This window comes from Vibrio sp. LQ2 (assembly GCF_023920125.1).
In the GTDB taxonomy this organism is placed as follows: domain Bacteria; phylum Pseudomonadota; class Gammaproteobacteria; order Enterobacterales; family Vibrionaceae; genus Vibrio; species Vibrio fluvialis.
In genome coordinates this window covers 3,599,829-3,618,687 of sequence record NZ_CP085308.1, presented here as the reverse complement: position 1 = coordinate 3,618,687, position 18,859 = coordinate 3,599,829, and the positions used below count along the sequence as shown (strand labels likewise).

Below are 18,859 nucleotides of genomic sequence, written 5' to 3'. Positions count from 1 at the left end.
GAACGGGCGCTCAGGCTTAGTTTTCGTACAGGTAACAGCGAACAAAGTGGTTGTCAGACAACTGAGTGATGCCCGGAAGCTGCTCACGGCATTTGTCGGAAGCGTGCAAACAGCGACCGGCAAACGGACAACCGACGGAATCTGGTGTCCAGAGCGGGATTTCACCTTTATTGCCTTTCAGTTTTTCGTGAATCGACTTCTTCGGATCCGGCACCGCAGAAACCAGTAACTGAGTGTATGGATGTTGAGGATCGTGAATGATGGCTTCGGTATCGCCCCATTCAACCATGTGACCGACGTACATCACCGCCAGATCTTCCGCGATATAACGTGCAGTCGCGATGTCGTGCGTGATGTACAGCAACGACATCTGCTTCTCGAATTTCATCTCTTCCATCAGGTTAAGTACGCCGGCGCGGATGGAAACATCCAGCATGGAGGTCGGCTCATCTGCCAGTACCACTTCTGCGCCGACGGCGATGTTGCGAGCCAGATTGACACGCTGACGCTGACCACCGGAAAGCTGATGCGGATACTTGGCTGCGGTCTCTTTGGGTGGGATCAGGCCAACCTGTTCCAGCAGATCGTAGACGCGTTCTTGAAGCTCCTTTTTGTTGCCGGGCTTCACCTTTTTATGGATCAGTAACGGGCGAGCAATGTGGTGAAAAATGGTATGGGTCGGGTTGAGAGAACCGAACGGATCCTGCCATACCATCTGGACGCCTTCGCGATAATGCATGAGATCGCTACGAGACTTGATCGTTTGAATATCGCGGCCTTTGTACTCGATCTCACCCGACGTTGGCGCATACATTTTGGCGATCATTTTCGCGGTGGTGGATTTGCCCGAACCGGATTCTCCCACCACGGACAAACCGCGGCTTTTATACATCTTGAATGACACGTCGTTGATCGCACGCATCATCGGTTGTTTGAGTGCGTTACTGTTGATCGGAAAATCCTTAACCAGATTTTTGCCTTCCACCAGTAGTTCGCCGAATGGTTTACTCATATTAAACTCCAGAAATTCTGTCTCTACCGGACTTACAGTTTCACTTGGGCAATTGGCGCACCATACAGGTGGCAGTTGGATAAACGGCCCGGCTCAATCTGACGCAAGCTGGTCGGGATTTTGGTACACGCTTCGTGTACTCGATCGCACCGCGCCTGAAAGCGACAGCCCTGTGGAATTTCCAGCAAGTTGAGCGGGTTACCCGGAATCCCCGTCAGGCGAGTTTTCGGTCCGGTCAAAGGTGGAAACGAACTGCCAAGGCCTTTGGTATATGGGTGATACGGGCTTTGCAGAATTTCTTTGGACGGCGCCACTTCAATCAGTTCACCGGAGTACATGATGCCGATGCGATCTGAGAACTCGACCATCAGAGATAAGTCGTGCGTAATGAACAGAATTGAGAAACCGAATTCCTCTTTCAGGGCGTAGATCTTTTGCAGGATCTCGCGCTGTACCACCACATCCAGAGCCGTGGTTGGCTCATCCATAATGATCATCTTCGGATTCAGTGCCAGTGCGATGGCGATCACCAGACGCTGACGCATGCCGCCAGAAAACTGGTGCGGATAGTCGTTCAGGCGGCTAGGATGAATATCCACGATTTCCAGTAAGCCTTCCGCGCGGCGTTTAGCCTGCTGACGATTCATGGTGGTGTGGCGCATGATCACGTCGCAAAATTGCTCTTCCATAGTCAGAACGGGGTTGAGTGCGTTCATTGCACTCTGGAACACCATTGACATCTGGCTCCAGCGGAATGACTGCATACGGTCATCGCTGTATTTAAGAATGTCTTCACCGTTGAAAATTACCTCCCCCCCGGTAATGAACGCGGGCGGCTTATGCAGGCGCATCAACGAAAAGGCGACGGTTGATTTACCACAACCAGATTCGCCTGCCAGGCCAAACACTTCACCTGGTGCGATATCAAAGCTGACGTTGTTGCAGGCGCGCACGTCGCCGGCGTCGGTAATGTAGTCCACACATAAGTTGCGGATCGAGATAAGTGGTGCTGTCATGATTATTTGTCTCCGCTCCAGATGGCTGTTTGTGGTGCAGGCTCTGGTTTACGCGCCTGCTTGTCCTGTGCCGCCAGTTTTTTCCAGCGCTTCATCCCTTTATGAGAGCGCAGTTGCGGGTTGGCAATTTCATCCACGGCAAAGTTCAGCAGTGCCAGACCTGTGACCAGTAATGTCAGAGAAATACATGGTGCCAACAGTTCCCACCAAGCGCCGATGAGCATGGACGATGAGGTCTGTACGTTGTAAAGCATAATGCCCCAACTGATGGTGTTCGGATCGCCGAGTCCCAGGAAGGAGATCGTTGCCTCCATCATGATGGCGTACATCACTGAGCCGATGAAACTTGCGCCGACAATCGAAATCAGGTTCGGCAGAATCTCAACGAAGATGATGCGCCAAGAGGATTCACCCAACACTTCGGCAGCTTTGACAAACTCTTTCTCACGCAGAGCCAGAGTTTGGGCACGAACCACACGCGCCCCCCAGGCCCAGGATGTGCAGCCGATGATCAGGGCGATGGTTAACGGGCCTGCTTCTCCGATGAAAGCTGCAACCACAAACAACAGAGGGTACTGAGGAATGACCAGCATGATGTTCATCGCTGCTGTTAGAAAGTCATCAACCCGCCCACCAAAGTAACCAGCGGATACCCCAAGTACGGTTGCCAGAAAACAGACCGTAATGCCAGCACCAAAACCAACAGCCAGCGAGACGCGCGCCCCGTAAGCAACTTGTGACCATACATCTCGGCCCATACGGGTGGTGCCTAGCGTGTGGTCGGCATTTTTCGACAACGCCATCGTGCGGCGATCGGTCGCGAGATTCTCTGCCACCCAACCATCAGGATTGGCTTTGGCTGCTTTCACGACAAAAGCCGGATATTCATGTGGGTTACCCGTACGTTTATCTGGGGCATGTTTAGTAATCAGCGGGGCTGCCAGTGCAATGAACAGGAAGATGCTCAGAATAGTGACACCCACCATGGCAACACGGTTGCCGCGTAGTAGTTTCCAAAGAGCTTTCATGATTATTTACCTCCCTTGCGCAGGCGAGGGTCGAGCACGACGTACAACATGTCCGCCAGTAGGTTAAAGAACAGCATAAACAGCGTCATGATCAGAAGTTGCCCTTGCAGAACTTGGTAGTCACGAGCGGTGATTGCGTTGAATAGCACGGTGCCCAGCCCCGGGTAGTTAAAGATGATTTCAATAATGAGCTGGCCGCCGATAGCCATCCCCAGAGACATAGACAGTGCGGTGACACTTGGCAGCAGGGCATTGCGAGCAGCGTAATTAAAGACCACACGGTTTTCGCTCAGTCCTTTGCCTTTCGCCATCGTGATGTAATCTTCTGCCAGCAGGTTGATCATGTTATTTCGCATATTGACCAAAAAACCGCCAATTTGGACGATGGATGCACAGATCAAAGGCAGCACAGCGTGGTAGCCGACATCTTTGATGAATGTCCAACTGGTCCAGTCAGGAGTTGTCCCTGCAGTGTAGGCGTAGCCGGTTGGGAACCAACCAAGGCCTATCGCAAAGGTAAACATGGCCAGCATAGCAATGACCACTTGGGGCACCGCTTGGATGACCAGCATTCCTGGGGTGATGAAGGTGTCGTAGTTGCTCCCCCGTTTCCAGGCGGCGAAAATGCCCAGAATTGAGCCAATCGAAAACGAGATCACCACGGCCGTACCCGCTAAGAACAGAGACCAACCAAACGCCCCGCCTAGCAGTTCATTCACACTCAGTGGATAAAATTTGATAGAAGTCCCCAGCTCCCAGCTGAAGATACTTTTCATATAAGTCGCGTATTGCACATACCAAGGACCATCAACGAAACCGAGCAGTTTTTGCATCGCTTCGATACGTTCTGGTGTTACTTGCGTTGTGGCGTTGGCAAACATCATGGTAACCGGGTCACCAGGCATTGCCCGCGGAATAACAAAGTTGAGCGTTGCGGCAACCAGCAACGCGGCAAAGTAGAACGACAAACGTCTTAAAAAATAACCCATAACTCACACACCTTACTCACCCAGTCTGTTCCTGAACTCCGGTTCAGGTCGCTCCTAGCGAAAATTGAGAGCGAGAAATCCCCTGACGACGAGCGCCATATTGACTACTAAGTAAGGGGATTTTAATCAGCGGCGCACAATGGGTGCGCCGCAAAGATAGAACGTTTACTTAACTGGTTTCAGATCCAGTACGTGTAGCAGACGCTCAGGGATACCAGCCCAAACACTTGGACGGCCTTTAGGATTTTCTTCGTTCCACCAACCAGTGAAGCGAGTCGTGTTGTACTGATACATCCAAGCACCAGACATCACAGGAACCGTAACTTGGTTTTCAGCAATGATCTTCTGAATACCGTGTGCGATTTCCATCTGCTCGTTCTTGTCTGCTGTTTTGTAGAAGCTGTCCAGCAGGCCATCCAGTTTGTTGTTTTTGAAGAAGTGCATCGCGAAGCGAGGCATACCGTCGCCTTTCTGTAGTGCTGAGTTGTAAGCACTGTTCCAGTAAGTGTATGGGTCTGCACCGTGGAAGTAGTTGGTGTACGCTACGTCGTAGGTCCCTTCCAGCATCGCTTGGTTGTAGACTGCAAATTCTGGCGTACGCGCTTTCGCTTTGATGCCCACTTCTTGTAGCTGTTCTACTGCCAGTTGTACGGTGTTGTTGAAATCAGTCCAACCGTTTGGCGATTGAATCAGTAGTTCAAACGACTTGCCTGATGGTGTTTCAACGAAACCGTCACCGTTAATGTCTTTGAAGCCTGCTTTAGCCAGCAGTGCTTTAGAACCATCGACGTCGTAGGTGTTGAAGCCTTTGTACTTGTTGTGAACCGTTTCATCAGACCAAGACTTGAACGCGTAACCCAAACCAGATGCAAAGTCGTTCACGGTACCGCCGCCATAGAAGGCGATATCGATGATAGTCTGGCGGTCAAGTGCCATTGAGAACGCACGGCGGAAATCTACGTTATCCAGTGCTTCTTTCTTCGCTGGATCTGGGTTTTTGAAGTTAACTACGAATGCCTGTGTGCCCGCCGCTGGGTACCAGTAGTGGTGATTCGGGTTCGCTGCTGCGTAAGTGCGGTCGATATCCGGAACGAATGATGATGTCCAGTCGAGCTCAGAGTTGACAATTTTACCCAGTAGTTGGTCGTTGTTGGCGATTTGAGGAACACGCAGACAGTCGACTTCCAGGTTTGCAGCATCCCAGTAATTCGGGTTGCGGCACTGAATGTAAAGTTGTGGAGTAAAGGTGTCGATTTCTGTAAATGGACCCGTACCTACTGGGTTTTCGTTAGTGAATGTGGTTGGATCTTTCACTTCTTTCCAAACATGTTCAGCAACGATTGGCACCTGAGAAATTTCATAAGGGACGTTAGAGTTGGCTTCTGTCAGGCGGAAACGAACTTTGTAGTCATCGATTTTCTCAACACTGGTTACCCATTTGTTGATACCACGTTGATCAAGCTCTGGTTTGTTCTTCAGGAGATTGAACGAGTAAAGCACATCGTTTGCAGTAAATGCCTGACCATCAGACCATTTCACGCCTTTACGAATGTCGAATGTCACACTCATCAGATCGTCAGACATTTTGTAGCTTTCTGCCAGACGCATTACCGGAGTGTTGCCATGCATTTCGTTAAAAACAACCAGCGGCTCGTAGATGAAGTCAGTGGTGGTACGTAGGTTTGTGGCTAAGTACGGGTTAAAGTTACGTACCATTGTAGGGTAGAAATCTGGCACGATGGTTAGCTCACTACGGGCAAATGCCGGAGCTGAAACGCTGGTTGCTGCAGCAATAACTGCGGCTGCAAGTGCGGTTTTCTTAATATTGGCAAGCATAGCTGTTCCTTACTATTTGCTTTTATTTCACAAATGGAGTCGAGTGCTATCGTTTGATCAACACTCACAAGGACCTACCTCATTGGGTGTTACCAGGTCGGAGGTACCCGATAACATGAGTGGCCTGTAGGCCTTTGACAGAGGTAAGGAAACACCTTGTGGAGGAATTTATCAATTTCATTTCCCGTTAAAAACGTCAAAACATCCAAGCCAGCCGTCACAAACGTCAAAATTGACTAAAAAACTTTCTGTGTGGCTGAAAAGTAGGCAGTGGTGTTGGTCACATAAATTTTTCGATCACCTAAAGTATGTAAGTGTTTACTATCGTTTATGTTTCCTTTTTATATGGCTTTGTTTGGGTTTTTCAGTTAGTGAGATCTTGCTCACTGTGAGATTTTGGATGAAATTTTTCCTCAGAAATTAAATCTGGCGAATTGTTGTGATTCGTTTCGCAAAGTTGTGTTATCCGCTTCAGAAAATGGAATGGAACGGCCCATTTGGTGGCTTGATTGACGTGTTTTGTGTTCAGTTTACGTTATTGGATAAGGTTTATTTCGACGTAAAAATGAAGCGCTTCCGCCGTTAGTAATGGAGGGGATATATTTCAGCAGACCACAACCGTCATGAGAGAGCTGTCGTCAGATTTTAGGTAGTAAAAAGCCCACCAGAAGGCGGGCTTTTGGTCTCTTATTCAGAGGTGAGCAGCTTTTGCAGTTTGTCGCGTTGTACTTCAATGTAGGTACGTTCAGGCCCCTGCTCCTGGCAGTGGTCGAGAATGTAATCCAGCGAATTGAGTACCGTGCGCCACCGCGGTGTTTTAGGCAGTGTTTCGATACGCAGATACTTGTCGAGTGTGCGGGTCTGCAGCGTGCTTCGGTCCAGATAGACGCGCCATAACCCACTTTGTTCTGCGAACGTGAATTTGCTTTGCCCGGAGACTTTCTCCCAATAGTTGAGGGCTGATGTCATCGCATCCACCAAGACGGCGCGCATCAAGTCCTGCTTAGATTGGCTGTCACCTGAGGCTTTGTCTGCCAGACGGGTAAATTCTCCCCCCAGTTCTTTGAGTTGCTGCAGCTTATCCTTGTCGCCTTCAAAGGCATAGCTCGACAGGGCTTCAACGGCGGTTTCAAGGTTATGAATACGCGCAGCGTTAATGCTGCCACCCACATTAAAGATATACATTGCCTGTAATCCGGCGCCTTCTGGCAGACGGAGGACATCAGCATTGACGTGTTGCCGAATATCATCAACAAAAATATCGACGTTGCCGCAATAATGTTCCTGTTCGACCAGCAGATACTTCGGAGCGATCAACTCATCTGCGTTAGAACGCTTGATTTGCTCCTGACTGCGTTTAAACAGGCGCGAAGCAGCTTCATTGGCAAAGCGGATTTTGTGATCTTCACGAATACAAACAATGGCTTCCGGTGCCGATTCCAGCTGTTCCAACAAACGTCCTTGTGTTTCCAGCAAACTGGCCTCAACCATCGCGCGGTGCTTCAATTCTTTCTGCAACTCGGCGTTTTCAATCCGACGTTGTTCTGCTTTGCTCGCTGTCAGGTGCGCGATAATACGTGCAGCCAGTTCCTGTTTGTTGAAAGGTTTGGACAGGTAGTCGTTGGCACCCGCTTCAAAGCCTCGTACGCGATCGTCGGTTTGATTCAGAGCGGTCAGCATAATTACTGGTAATTGAGCGTGATCATACGTTTTACGCAGCTCTTCACAAACCTGATAACCGCTCATACCGGGCATCATGATGTCGAGTAATAGCAGCTCCGGTTTCTCTTCGGCCACAGCTTTCAACACTTCATTGCCATCCTGTGCGGTGCGTACACGATAGCCTTCTAAACGCAGGAAGCTGTCCAGAACACGTAAGTTAACTGGTTCATCATCCGCGACTAACAGCAGTGGGCCGTTCGGATTTTCCGGAATGCTATGATTCTCAGGCAGATCCAGTTCCGTAAATTCAGGAGCCTGGAAATGGGGTAGCTGCGTCAGCTGTGCGGCAGCAATCTCTTGTTCTGACGCGATTGGCAGGGTGAAACTAAAGGTAGTGCCAACCATAGGTTGGCTGCTGACATACAGCGAGCCATGCATCAACTCAATTAACTGACGGCTGATGGAGAGCCCCAGTCCTGCGCCCTGACGATAGCGGCTGGTGTCATGTCCGGCTTGAATCAGAGGTTCAAAAATGTGTTCCAGCTGTTCGGCCGGAATGCCTTGCCCGGTATCCACGACCTGAACGCGAATATGGTTATCCACTTGATTGGCTGAGATGACAATCTTACCTTCCGAGGTGTATTTGATGGCGTTGCCGATCAGGTTGTACAACACCTGTTCCAAACGCTGGGCATCGGCAGATACCCACACTGGATTTTCGGCGACTTGGTTAATAATGCGGATTGGCTTTTTGCCCAACAGATGATTAGACAGTTCCAGCACCAAACGCGTGGCATTGGACAGATTAACCGCAGTCCTGTTGATGTCGAGATTGCCGTAGCGCATTTTGTGGTAGTCGAGCAAGTCATCCACCAAGGTGGCCAGTCGTTGACCGCTACTGATGATAATGTCGAGCTGATACTTGTGTGCCGCATTAATTGGACCATTGGCGCCGGAAATCAGCGCCTCGGCAATACCGATCATGCCATGTAAAGGCGTTCTGAGTTCATGCGAAGTTGTGGCGAGAAACTCATCTTTCAGTTTGTTGGCCAACTGCAATTCATCGTTCTGTTTACGAATGACCTGAATATTGCTTTCCAACTCTTTATTCTGCGCCTTAATCAGTTGCATCTTCTCGCGAATAGAGCGTTGCATACGTTCAAAACTCACCGCCAACCGACCAATTTCATCACGCCGATCGGTGTTGATCATGGTTTCATCCAAGTCGCCAGCGGAGACACGCTCCGCTGCCCAGGTCAGTTTAAGGAGCGGAGATGTAATGAAGTTAGACAGATAATGTGAGGCGATCACCACCAAAATAATTGCGGTCAGCATGGCGAAGATGAACAGCTTCTCCAACTGACGGACGCGCGCAAAGGCCTCTTTTTCTGGTAGTTCAACCACCAGTGCCCAATGCAAATCTTTGAGGTTGATAGGGGCGTAGGCGGCGATGGTTTTTTCCCCGGCCTGATTAGTATAAGTGCCAACAGAACGACTGCCGTTCAGCGCCCAATCAATCACTTGAGTACTCTTATCGATCTCTGCTTGCTCGTAAGCGAGGGTACGCGAGCGATGATCCTGGCCGACCAACAGAGTGCGCATTGAAGAGGTGCTGTTGGTATCTGCAATCAGCTTGGTAATGCCATTATTGGGCAGGCGGAACATCGCATAACTGTGCAAGTAGCCTTGCTGAATGATTGGTGCACCCATCCACGCATATTGACGGCCATTTTCATCAACAAAATCAGACAGTACGACAGGGGTGTAATCTTCATTGGTTTTACGGTGTTCGCTGACCTGCTGTTCTAGTTGGCGGAAGGTTTGACCCAGATTACTGTCTTTAAATTTGCCCGTCAGCAGGTTGGTGCCGTAGTTGGCATTTTTAAAAATGGAATACACCACGTTTCCGTTGATATCGACCAACAGAATATCGTCAAAATCGGAACGCTTAAGCAGTTCCATATACGCCCAGTGGTAGCGTTTATGCAACAAGCGATAGCGTTCGCTGCCGACGTAACTGCTCGACTCTGGTAACACGGAGGTTTTGATTTGGTCGCCGGAGCCCGGTACATAACGTTGCTGCGCATGCTCGCGCGCCTGATCGATATCGACTCCCAAGCGCTGAAATGCGTTGACCAATCCATAGAAGCGACCGCCACTGGCATAAGCAAGTTCTGAGCGGACAAAGCCCATCACTTCAGACTCTTTAGCCGTGAGGTAGTCGATTACTTGCTGCTGTTTGGTATCCCGTACTGAGAGAAGGTGCGATGTGCTTTGTTCCTGCAAGTCTTTACTGTGAGATTGAAGGAAAAAGATTGCCGTCACCGTCAGAGGGGTGATGCTGAGAACCAGGAACGCCAGCATAAGAGTATTCTGCAGGCGCTTAAACTTTTGCTTCCGATTGAACCTAAACATAGAAAAGGCGTTACTTTGGTGGCACTGATCCGTGCAGAAAGCACGAATGAGTTAAGTGAATGACAAGAAGTACCTGAAATAACGAAATTAACGAGTTTTTTTACTTTGACAAGTAAGTTGGGTTCAAAGCGTGGGCATGGACGCAGTTTTCGGTCGGATAGTGGCGAAATTACCGCTAAAAACGGCAATTTCGCGTTGCGGGAATTATTTCTGTGCGTGATAAATCGTGAATTTATTGGTCTTATTTAACGTCTCGCAATTACCAAACGCTTGTTCGATGATCGGCGGATATTTGAGAAAACTGTTGGCGACAACCATCAGTTGTCCACGAGGTTTGAGATACGCCGGGGCTTTGGCCAGCAAGGTCTCTGTGGCGTTATAGCTGGTGTCCAGACCTGCGTGGAATGGTGGGTTAGTGACGATAAACTGATAATCAGAGGCGGTATCTGAATAAACGTCTGACGCAAAGACGCGGCCGCTGAGGCCGTTGGCAGCGAGTGTTTCCTGGCTTGAACGAATAGCCAGCGCGCTGATGTCACACATCTCCAGCTCAATTTCCGGATTGAGAGTGGCCATGACGCACCCCAGTACTCCGGCGCCACAGCCGAAATCCAGCACTTTCCCGCGTAGGGCTGGTAGTGTGTCGAGTAGCAAACGACTGCCAATGTCAAACTCACCATGACTAAATACGCCGGGTAGGCTGCGAATAGTGAGGTTGTATTGCTGGTACTGAACTGGGTAGGACTTAAACCAATCGTTGAGGTTGAATGGTTTTACGCTTTGCGTGCATTGGCCCCAGTAAAATGAGCAACGACGTGCAGAGTCATACTTTTGAATCAATCCGTACGGTGCGAACATTTTCTCAATGCTTTTCACTCCGGAACGATTTTCACCGACCACGACGATCTCTGTATTTTCGCCCAGCTTTGCCATCAGCATCGCCAGCAAGTATTCTGCTTCCAACTTGGCTTTTGGCCAATACAGCAGCACCATGTCGGCGTCGATCTCGTCGACCAGTTCGGCTCCAAAGTAACAGTTTAGTGCCGACTTGCCTTGCAACTGGCGATAGTAACCATAGTTGGTGGTAAATACGGACACAGACGTGCAATGATTGGCCAGTTCTAATGGAAACAGGTCTTCGGCTTCTCCGGCAATCAGTACGTGTTTACCTTCAAAGTAGGCCAGCTGGCGCTGCGCGATCTGACTTGGAGCGATGTAATTGGACATAACAGACTCGACACAAAATAGGGGGGCTGATTTTCGCATAATCAGCCCGGTGCTTGAAGTGCTTTATCTGCTTTACGTTGAGGATCAGCTGTTGTCTTGGTTGTTCAAAAAGCCCTGAAACTCTTCTTCGTAAATGTTAAACAGCACGATGGTAATGGCAAAGATCAGTGGGCCATAAATCAAGCCAATCAAGCCAAACAACTGAATCCCTCCGAGCAAAGAGAAGAAAATCATCAGCGTATTCATACCGGCACTTCCCTGCATCAGGAACGGACGCAGCAGGTTGTCGATGGATCCGACCACGGCAATACTCCACACGGCGAGGAAAATCGCCCAGGTGGTATCGCCGATAACAAACAGATAAATCGTAGCTGGAATCCAGATTAATGCCGTACCGACCACCGGAATGAAAGAGGCAAAGCCCATCATAGTGCCCCAAAACAGCCCCGGGAATCCGGCCATCCACATCCCAAAACCACCCGCTGCACCCTGAGCGATGGCGGTTAAAAATGACCCCATCACTGCCGATTTCGACACCTGTTCGATTTCAGACAGCAGTTTGTCTTCCTGGCTGCGTGACAGCGGCAGAATATGGCGAATAGCAGAGATGATTTTGTCGTGATCGCGCAGCAGGAAGAACAGCACAAACAGCATCAACAGAAAATCCATCAGGAAGTTGGTGGCGTCACCGAGAATTTTTGCGCTGATACCAACCAGATTAGTGCCAAATGAAGTCGCAAATTGTCCGACTCTTTGTGCGATTTGTTGCGGTGTTATTTCATCAAACGGTAAGTAATGGTTGGCCAGCGACAACCCTTTGACCACCCAAGGATGGTTAAATACCGTTTGAATACCGCCGTGCGTTACCCATTGATAGACGTTTTGTGAAAATTTTGACCCTTGCTGAACAATCGCTCCGAAGACAAACAGTAGTGGAATGACGATAATGAAGGTCAGAATGATGCACGACAGCAGCGAAACCAAGTTTTTGTGTGAAGGCAGCTTGGATTCCAGTTTCTCATGGATAGGGAACATCAGAAGTGAGATGATGAACGCCATCACAATTGAGTTCACGTAAGGCTTGACCAGTAGGTAACAGGTGAACGCCGCTGCCAATAAGGCAACGATCAAAACCCAGTGACTGGAGGATATTTTCAGTTTTTCAGGCACGGTAGCGGTCCAATGTGATAATCAATTGGGTTTATAATGGCTGCATTTCAGTCAGTTAGCAATGAGGAGCAGGAAATGGGATGTTGCGATAACGATAAAGGCTGTGAAAGTAAGCTGGCGAAACGTCGCCGTCTGCCTTGGCTTGGTATTGTCATTGGCGTGCTGGTTGTGTTGGTTGTCATCAATTGGCAGTAAACGACCAGATACTATGTTTGAGATATAAAAAAGGCTGCGTGTGCAGCCTTTAGTCTTTTTCGCGAGTGTTTACGCTTCCTGAGCGAGAATAGCGAAGCTACGGTCTGCGGCTTCGAGTGTCGCATCAATTTCTTTAGAGCCGTGTGCCAGCGAAGTAAAGCTTGCTTCAAAAGCAGAAGGTGCCAGATAAACGCCGTGTTGCAGCATCAGGTGGAAGAACTTCTTGAAGCGTTCTACATCGCACTTAGCCACATCTTCGTAGCAGGTAACGCTGGCTTGATCGGTGAAGAAGAAGCCGAACATGCCACCGACTTGGTGAACCAGCAATGGAATTCCGTGTTTGTCCGCTAGCTCTTTGAAGCCGTCGGCCAGTTGTTTAGTTTTCGCTGCCAGGCGTTTTTCGTTGCCTTCTTCTTTCAGCAAAGACAGACACGCATAACCCGCTGCCATTGCAATTGGGTTACCAGATAAGGTACCCGCTTGATAAACCGGACCGGTTGGCGCAATGTATTGCATCACGTCTTTACGGCCACCGAATGCGCCGACTGGCATACCGCCGCCAATCACTTTGCCCAATGTGGTCAAGTCTGGTTTGATGTTGTAATGCGCTTGAGCGCCGCCCAACGCAACGCGGAAACCTGTCATCACTTCATCAAAAATCAGCAGCGCACCTTCTTGATCACAGATTTCACGCAGTCCTTCGTGGAAGCCTTCAACGGGTGGAATACAGTTCATGTTACCCGCAACAGGTTCGACGATGATACACGCGATTTCGCCTTTGTTGGCTGCAAATAGCGCACGAACTGAATCGAGATCGTTAAAGCGCGCCGTCAGCGTGTATTTAGCAAAGTCTGCTGGTACGCCCGGAGAACTTGGTTGGCCCAGAGTCAGAGCGCCTGAGCCAGCCTTTACTAACAGGCTATCGGCATGTCCATGGTAACAGCCTTCGAATTTGATGATTTTGTCACGGCCAGTGTAACCACGAGCCAGACGAATCGCACTCATGGTTGCTTCAGTACCTGAGTTCACCATACGCAATTGTTCCATTGATGGCACCAGTTCCGACACCAGTTCTGCCATCGCAATTTCCATTTCGGTCGGCGCACCAAAGCTCAGGCCACGATGGGCTGCGTTAATAACCGCTTCACGAATCACAGCGTGGTTGTGACCGAGAATCATCGGACCCCATGAACCCACATAATCAATGTAAGCTTTACCGTCAGCATCAAAAATCAGGGCGCCGTCTGCACGGTCAACAAACAGTGGAGAACCGCCTACGCCATTGAATGCGCGCACTGGAGAGTTTACGCCGCCTGGAATTCTGGTTTGTGCCTTTTGATAAAGATCTTCTGATTTGGTCATGGATAGTTCCTCTTGATGATTGCTCGGACCAATGTGGGCTGCATTGTACGCTTATGCGACGCGAGACGAAATATTTTCCCCAATTTTCTGCGCCCATTCACAGAGTCAATGAGCGAGTCTGGTATACAAAGGGCGTTAAATCATTCGCTTGGCTAATACTTTACACTCGGAGATGCTGAAATTCCGGCTAATACTTGAACGGATAAGTCAGGTATTGGATAATCGTGGCAACAGCATAATTAGACAGACCTGACGCTGAGCCTGAAATGACTTAAGCGCGGGCACATACACGAGTGAGAGAGGTCGTCGTGAGCGAAGTAAATGTACCATTATCCTTTTCGGATGCAGCGGCAACACGCGTAAGAGCACTGATCGCTGAAGAAGAAAATCCTGCACTGAAACTGCGCGTGTATATTACCGGCGGCGGTTGTAGTGGTTTCCAGTACGGCTTTACCTTTGACGAAAATGTCAATGACGGAGACACCACGATCGTAAACAGCGGCGTGACCCTAGTGGTTGACCCGATGAGTCTGCAATATCTGATCGGCGGTGTGGTTGATTACACTGAGGGCCTGGAAGGTTCACGCTTCTTTGTAAACAACCCGAATGCGACAACTACTTGTGGTTGCGGTGCATCATTCAGTGTCTGATCTCAGACCACAGATGCCAGAGTCAGTCGTGCTTATCGGCTGACTCGCCTACGTATTGAGACCGTTGCGTAGGGATATAATTATAAGGGATTATTTATGTCTCACCCTACGTCAGGGCGCCTGCCAATCGGCCGTTGGTTAACACAACGACCTTGGCTTTTTTCTGCATTTCTAATCATTATTCTTTCCGTTTGGCTTAGCCTCGGTGCCACCAATGCCGAAGAGCGTAGCGAGCCAAAAACGGAAGCTATCCCTCTCGCGCGAGTGCAGTATCAAACCTTTCACGCGCAGCCTACTGAAAAGAAAATCGACCTCTATGGGCGCACAGCGCCGAATCGCCAAGCTCGTTTGGCGGCAGAATTTAACGGCCGAATTTTGGAACTGGCGGTCAACAAAGGTCAATCTGTTGCTCGTGATCAGGTGATTGCCCGGATTGAAAAAGGCGATTTGGCCGCTCAACTCGAGCAGGCCAAAGCACAATTACGGGTTCGTGACCAAGAATATCAGGCTGCAAAGTCGCTCAAAAACCGAGGTCTACAAGGTGAAGTGGCTTACACCAATGCTGTTGCGGCGCTGGCGGAAGCGAAAGCCGCAGTCAGCCGGGTTGAGCTTGCACTGCGCCACACTCAGGTTCGTGCACCCTTTAGCGGCGTGGTTGAATTGTTGCCTATCGAGCAGGGGGATTATGTTGGCATCGGTGACCCCATTGCCACGTTAATTGAACTCAATCCTTTGGTGATCGAAGCCAACGTCAGTGAGCGCCACATTCAGAGCCTGTCGGTCGGACAAAAGGCCGTTGTACGTTTTATTGATGGCGCGCAGAGTGAAGGCACAATTCGCTATCTGGCACGGGTTTCGGACCCTGCCACCAATACTTTTGCGATTGAAGTGGAAGTCCCCAATCCACGAGATGCCATGCCGGCAGGTGTGAGTGCTGAAGTGGAACTGAATCTGGCCGTTCAACCTGCGGTTAAAGTGACTCCTGCGATGCTGGCGCTGGATGCGGAAGGCAATCTCGGGGTTAAAACGCTGGTGGACAATATCGTGCATTTCGTGCCGATTCAATTGGTCAAAGCCGAGCAAGACGGCGTGTGGCTGACGGGCTTGGGTGACCGCGTTGATATCGTTACCCGTGGGCAAGGATTTGTGCGCGATGGTGATCGCGTAATTGCGGTTTCGCAACCTGTCAATCCATAGGAGAACGCCATGTTTACTTTGATTGACGCCGCGTTGTCCCGGGCGCGAACTATGCTGACGCTGCTGGTGTTTATTCTCGCGGCTGGCGTGTTGACTTACTTTACGATTCCCAAGGAATCGAGTCCGGATATCACTATTCCAATCATTTATGTCTCTGTCACCCATCAGGGCATCTCGCCGGATGATGCGGAACGTTTGATCGTGCGCCCTCTCGAGCAGGAATTACGCTCGATAGAAGGCATCAAGGAGATGACGGCCAATGCGGCGGAAGGTTATGCATCCATCGTGTTGGAGTTTAACGTTGGGGTAGACCTCAACAAAGCGATGGCTGACGTACGTGACGCGGTTGACCTCGCTAAGCCCAAACTGCCCGCCGATAGTGACGAACCTGTGGTAAACGAAGTGACTCTGGCCTCTGAGCAACCCGTGTTGTCGGTCGTTCTGTATGGCACGGTACCAGAGCGGGGCATTGTACAAATTGCCCGAGCTTTGCGGGATAAACTCGAAAGCTATCGTCAGGTATTGGAAGTCGATATTGCCGGCGATCGAGAGGATATCGTAGAGATCGTGGTCGATCCTCTGCTGATGGAAAGTTATGGTCTCGATCAGGGCGATATTTATAATCTGATCGCGCTCAACAACCGTGTTGTCGCGGCCGGATTTGTTGATACCGGTTACGGCCGTTTTTCGGTGAAAGTGCCTTCCGTCTTTGATTCCTTGAAAGATGTGTTGGAGTTGCCCGTCAAAGTTGAGGGCAAAAGAGTCATTACTTTTGGCGATATCGCGACGGTACGCCGCTCATTTCGCGACCCGGAAAGTTTCGCCCGTCTTGACGGGAAATCGGCGCTGGTGCTGGACGTGAAAAAACGCGCCGGAGAGAACATCATCGAAACGGTTGAACTGGTAAAAACGGTACTTCGCGAAGCGCAAAAGCGTGAAGACTGGCCGAGCAACCTGTTGGTGAAATATACCTGGGATGAGTCCAAAGACGTTCAGTTGATGCTTAATGATCTGCAGAACAACATTCTATCCGCCATCATTCTGGTGGTTATCGTCATTATCGCTATCCTGGGTGTCCGCACCGCATTTCTGGTCGGGGTTTCGATTCCCGGGTCTTTCCTGACAGGGCTTTTGGTACTGTCGGTGTTTGGTTTGACCGTCAATATCATCGTGTTGTTTTCACTCATCATGGCCGTCGGCATGCTGGTGGATGGCGCCATCGTGGTGACGGAGTTTGCGGATCGGCGCATGCAGGAAGGCATGCCACGCAGCGAAGCATATCGTGATGCAGCCAAACGCATGGCTTGGCCCATCACTGCGTCTACGGCTACCACGCTGGCCGCGTTTGCCCCTTTGTTGTTCTGGCCGGACATTACCGGCGAGTTTATGAAATTTTTACCACTGACGTTAATTGCAACGTTGGCAGCATCGCTGGTGATGGCGATGTTGTTTGTTCCGGTATTGGGCAGCTTGATTGGTAAGCCGCAACATGTGTCTGCGCAAAATCAGGCGCGCATGATCGCGCTACAAAACGGCGAGTTTGAACAGGCAACGGGGATTACCAAGCTCTACTACCTGACGCTTGCCGTAGCGATCCGTCATCCGGTTAAGATTCTGCTCGCCGCCATCCTGATGGCGGTAGGAGTGGGCGTCACCTACGCCAAAGCGGGCCTTGGCGCCGAATTTTTTCCTGAAGTGGATCCGCCGTTTTTTACCGTTAAAGTGCGCTCTTATGGTGATTTATCGATTCAGGAAAAAGATACCATCATGCGCGAAATTGAGCAGGTAATGCTGGGCCATGACGAGTTTGAAAGTGTTTACACCCGCACGGGCGTGGATGATGGTATCGGTCAGATTCAGATAACGCCAGTTGATTGGCAGTATCGGCGTAAAGTGAAGACCATCATTGAAGAACTCAAACAGGTCACGGATCAATTTGCTGGCGTTGAGATCGAGTACAAGTTTCCTGATGCTGGTCCGCCGAGTGAACACGACTTGGTTATTGAACTTTCAGCGCGCAGTCCTGATGAACTCAATGCCGCCGCTAAACAGGTCAGAGCTTGGGCAGATGCTAATCCGGCGTTCACCAACATCAGCGACAGCAGTAACAAGCCTGGTATTGACTGGCGAATCGATATTCGTCGTGACGATGCTTCACGTTTTGGGGCGGATGCCACGCTGGTGGGGAATACGGTTCAGTTTGTGACTAATGGCCTCAAAATTGGCGACTATCTGCCGGATGATGCCAATGAAGAGGTGGATATTCTGGTTCGTTATCCGGCGCAGCAGCGTGATATTGGCCGCTTTGACCAGCTAAGGGTGAAAACGCAGGCTGGTTTGGTTCCGATCACCAACTTCGCGTCCATCAAGCCGGATCACAAGCAGGACACGATCAAGCGGGTCGATGGTCGCCGGGTCATCAATGTCATGGCTGATCTGAACGAAGGTTATAACTTGGCGTTGGAGCTTCCCAAAATAGAACAAGCACTGTCAGATTTATCGCTGCCGTCCAGTGTTGATTTTCGTCTGCGCGGCCAAAATGAAGAGCAGGAGCATTCAGCGGCGTTTTTACAGTCCGCTTTCGTGGTGGCTCTGGTGGTGATGGCGCTGATTCTGATCACCCAATTCAACAGTTTCTATCAAGCCTTTTTGATTCTGAGTGCGGTGTTGTTTTCCACCGTGGGGGTATTTGCCGGGCTTCTTATCTTCCACAAGCCATTTGGCGTGATTATGTCGGGTATTGGTGTGATTGCGTTGGCCGGGATCGTGGTCAACAACAACATCGTACTGATTGATACCTACAACCAGCTGCGCAAACGTGGCTTAAGTAAACAAGAAGCCATATTGCGCACTGGCGTGCAGCGCCTGCGTCCGGTGATGCTGACGACGATCACGACGATTCTGGGCTTGTTGCCGATGGTGCTGGAGATGAACATCGATATTATTAATCAGAAGATTGAATTTGGCGCACCGAGCACACAATGGTGGTCGCAACTGGCGACGGCTGTGGCCGGAGGTTTGGCCTTTGCTACTCTTCTGACTTTGGTCCTGACACCGTGCATGTTGATGCTCGGTCGGGAGAAAAAATGAACCGGAGCAA

General features: G+C 50.2%; 12 protein-coding genes. 3 read left to right on the top strand and 9 right to left on the bottom strand.

Annotated elements, in window-relative coordinates; genetic code table 11:
• Positions 1-16 precede the first annotated feature (16 nt).
• The 9 genes from LGV68_RS16880 to hemL form a co-directional block, all read right to left on the bottom strand.
• Complete coding sequence (locus LGV68_RS16880; RefSeq protein WP_020332020.1) at positions 17-1,012, bottom strand: ABC transporter ATP-binding protein; 996 nt, start codon at positions 1,010-1,012, stop codon at positions 17-19.
• A 32-nt stretch (positions 1,013-1,044) separates the two neighbouring features.
• Positions 1,045-2,028, bottom strand: coding sequence for an ABC transporter ATP-binding protein (locus LGV68_RS16875; RefSeq protein WP_020332021.1), 984 nt, complete (start codon positions 2,026-2,028; stop codon positions 1,045-1,047).
• Positions 2,029-2,030: 2 nt separating this feature from the next.
• Entirely contained in the window at positions 2,031-3,056 is a 1,026-nt protein-coding gene (locus LGV68_RS16870; RefSeq protein ID WP_020332022.1) for an ABC transporter permease, read from the bottom strand.
• A gap of 2 nt (positions 3,057-3,058) precedes the next feature.
• A complete protein-coding gene (locus LGV68_RS16865) occupies positions 3,059-4,045 on the bottom strand; it encodes an ABC transporter permease (protein WP_044363926.1) in 987 nt (328 codons plus the stop codon).
• A gap of 165 nt (positions 4,046-4,210) precedes the next feature.
• Positions 4,211-5,881: an ABC transporter substrate-binding protein gene (locus LGV68_RS16860; protein ID WP_020332024.1), complete on the bottom strand. Its 1,671-nt coding sequence runs from the start codon at positions 5,879-5,881 to the stop codon at positions 4,211-4,213.
• A gap of 687 nt (positions 5,882-6,568) precedes the next feature.
• A complete protein-coding gene (locus LGV68_RS16855; RefSeq protein ID WP_222814074.1) occupies positions 6,569-9,958 on the bottom strand; it encodes a response regulator in 3,390 nt (1,129 codons plus the stop codon).
• 204 nt (positions 9,959-10,162) lie between these two features.
• Positions 10,163-11,185 carry a 16S rRNA (guanine(1207)-N(2))-methyltransferase RsmC gene (gene rsmC, locus LGV68_RS16850; RefSeq protein ID WP_024373683.1) on the bottom strand — a complete coding sequence of 341 codons (1,023 nt, stop codon included), beginning with the start codon at positions 11,183-11,185 and terminating at the stop codon, positions 10,163-10,165.
• Positions 11,186-11,269: 84 nt separating this feature from the next.
• Positions 11,270-12,355: an AI-2E family transporter gene (locus LGV68_RS16845; RefSeq protein WP_024373684.1), complete on the bottom strand. Its 1,086-nt coding sequence runs from the start codon at positions 12,353-12,355 to the stop codon at positions 11,270-11,272.
• 264 nt (positions 12,356-12,619) lie between these two features.
• Complete coding sequence (gene hemL, locus LGV68_RS16840) at positions 12,620-13,912, bottom strand: glutamate-1-semialdehyde 2,1-aminomutase (RefSeq protein ID WP_020332029.1); 1,293 nt, start codon at positions 13,910-13,912, stop codon at positions 12,620-12,622.
• Between the two features lie 308 nt (positions 13,913-14,220).
• Between hemL and erpA the strand changes: the two genes are divergently transcribed.
• From erpA to LGV68_RS16825, 3 genes are all read left to right on the top strand, one after another.
• The gene (gene erpA / locus LGV68_RS16835) at positions 14,221-14,562 is read left to right on the top strand and encodes an iron-sulfur cluster insertion protein ErpA (RefSeq protein WP_020332030.1); all 342 of its coding nucleotides are present in this window, start codon (positions 14,221-14,223) and stop codon (positions 14,560-14,562) included.
• 96 nt (positions 14,563-14,658) lie between these two features.
• Entirely contained in the window at positions 14,659-15,759 is a 1,101-nt protein-coding gene (locus LGV68_RS16830; RefSeq protein ID WP_024373685.1) for an efflux RND transporter periplasmic adaptor subunit, read from the top strand.
• A 9-nt stretch (positions 15,760-15,768) separates the two neighbouring features.
• Positions 15,769-18,849, top strand: coding sequence for an efflux RND transporter permease subunit (locus tag LGV68_RS16825; protein WP_252535690.1), 3,081 nt, complete (start codon positions 15,769-15,771; stop codon positions 18,847-18,849).
• Positions 18,850-18,859 lie beyond the last annotated feature (10 nt).

What these genes read in the sequence shown, in the direction of transcription:
- LGV68_RS16860 (WP_020332024.1), bottom strand. Translation starts at nt 5,881, where the DNA reads ATGCTTGCCAATATTAAGAAAACCGCACTTGCAGCCGCAGTTATTGCT.
- LGV68_RS16880 (WP_020332020.1), bottom strand. Translation starts at nt 1,012, where the DNA reads ATGAGTAAACCATTCGGCGAACTACTGGTGGAAGGCAAAAATCTGGTT.
- LGV68_RS16875 (WP_020332021.1), bottom strand. Translation starts at nt 2,028, where the DNA reads ATGACAGCACCACTTATCTCGATCCGCAACTTATGTGTGGACTACATT.
- rsmC (WP_024373683.1), bottom strand. Translation starts at nt 11,185, where the DNA reads ATGTCCAATTACATCGCTCCAAGTCAGATCGCGCAGCGCCAGCTGGCC.
- LGV68_RS16865 (WP_044363926.1), bottom strand. Translation starts at nt 4,045, where the DNA reads ATGGGTTATTTTTTAAGACGTTTGTCGTTCTACTTTGCCGCGTTGCTG.
- LGV68_RS16825 (WP_252535690.1), top strand. Translation starts at nt 15,769, where the DNA reads ATGTTTACTTTGATTGACGCCGCGTTGTCCCGGGCGCGAACTATGCTG.
- LGV68_RS16870 (WP_020332022.1), bottom strand. Translation starts at nt 3,056, where the DNA reads ATGAAAGCTCTTTGGAAACTACTACGCGGCAACCGTGTTGCCATGGTG.
- hemL (WP_020332029.1), bottom strand. Translation starts at nt 13,912, where the DNA reads ATGACCAAATCAGAAGATCTTTATCAAAAGGCACAAACCAGAATTCCA.
- LGV68_RS16830 (WP_024373685.1), top strand. Translation starts at nt 14,659, where the DNA reads ATGTCTCACCCTACGTCAGGGCGCCTGCCAATCGGCCGTTGGTTAACA.
- LGV68_RS16855 (WP_222814074.1), bottom strand. Translation starts at nt 9,958, where the DNA reads ATGTTTAGGTTCAATCGGAAGCAAAAGTTTAAGCGCCTGCAGAATACT.